Source organism: Massilia sp. UYP34 (genome assembly GCF_056279385.1).
Window position 1 is genome coordinate 1 of the sequence record NZ_JBWBRF010000055.1, and the last position, 1,312, is coordinate 1,312.

1 protein-coding gene and 1 other annotated feature are annotated in these 1,312 nt (G+C 61.8%); the gene reads right to left on the reverse strand.

Features of this window, described 5'->3' with window-relative positions:
* Nucleotides 1–39 precede the first annotated feature (39 nt).
* Nucleotides 40–1,262 (reverse strand): IS3 family transposase gene (locus ACZ9AQ_RS24155; protein WP_429207345.1). Its coding sequence is split into 2 segments (ribosomal slippage): nt 40–974 and nt 974–1,262, totalling 1,224 coding nucleotides; the frame shifts between segments, so codons are not numbered across the junction.
* Nucleotides 868–984 (reverse strand) — a sequence feature (AL1L pseudoknot). (Overlaps the previous gene by 117 nt.)
* Nucleotides 1,263–1,312: the final 50 nt, after the last annotated feature.

The following is a 1,312-nucleotide window of genomic DNA, read 5'->3' on the forward strand; positions in this document are numbered from 1 at the left end:
TGAACCGCCCCGGCTTTCGTGGAGGCCGGTTAGTGTGAGTCAGGCCGGGATAGCCTGACTGCTCAACTGCTTGTAATAGTTTGCCTCAGCTTCGGCCGGCGGTATATAGCCGAGCGGTTCCAGCAGGCGATGGTGGTTGAACCAGGACACCCATTCCAGCGTGGCCAGTTCGACGGCCTCACGTGTTTTCCAGGGAGCGCGGCGGTGGATCAGTTCAGCCTTGTAGAGCCCGTTGATGGTCTCGGCCAAGGCGTTGTCATAGCTGTCGCCTTTGCTGCCCACAGAGGGTTCGATGCCGGCTTCTGCCAGGCGCTCGCTGTACTTTATCGACACGTATTGAGAACCGCGGTCGCTATGATGGACCAGCTCGTTTCGTTCGGGCTGGCGTGCGTACAGCGCCTGCTCCAGCGCGTCGAGCACGAAGTCGGTCCGCATCGAGCTGCTTACCCGCCAGCCGACGATGCGTCGGGCGAAAACGTCGATGACGAAGGCCACGTATACGAAACCTTGCCAGGTCGAGACGTACGTAAAATCGCTGACCCACAGCTGGTTCGGCCGTTGCGCCTTGAACTGGCGGTTGACCCGGTCGAGCGGGCACGGTGCCTTGGCATCAGCAACCGTGGTACGTACAACCTTGCCTCGCACAACTCCGCTCAGGCCGGCCATGCGCATCAAGCGTTCGACCGTGCAGCGGGCTACATCGGTTCCCTCACGCCGCAGCTGGCGCCAGACCTTGTTGGCGCCGTAGACCTGCAGGTTTGCTTGCCAGACCCGTTCGATGTCGGCAATCAGCACGTCGTCGCGCTGAGCACGCGCGCATCTCAACTCAGGGTTTCGTTGCTGCGCTGCGTAACGCCAGTAGCCTGACGGCGCGACCTGCATCACCCTGCAGATCGGCTCGACACCGTAGGCATGGCGGTACTGGTCGATAAACGCCCTCACGGCTTGAAGCGGCGGTCGAGCTCCGCCTGGGCGAAAAACGCACTCGCCAGACGCAGGATCTCATTTGCCTTGCGCAGCTCGCGCACTTCTCGCTCCAGGGCCTTGATGCGCTCTTCTTCAGCAGTGGTCGGGCCTGGGCGCTGGCCGGTATCGCGCTCTTGCTGGCGTACCCAGCGGCGCAGCGTTTCAGGCGTGCAGCCGATCTTGGCCGCGATCGACGTAATGGCCGCCCACTGCGATTCGTACTCGCTGGCAGCTTCGCTGACCATGCGCACAGCGCGCTCGATGACTTCGGGGGAATACTTCGGTTGCTTCTTCATAGCTCCATTTTCTCAAAGAATGGAGCCTCTACAAAACCCGGGGCGGTTCA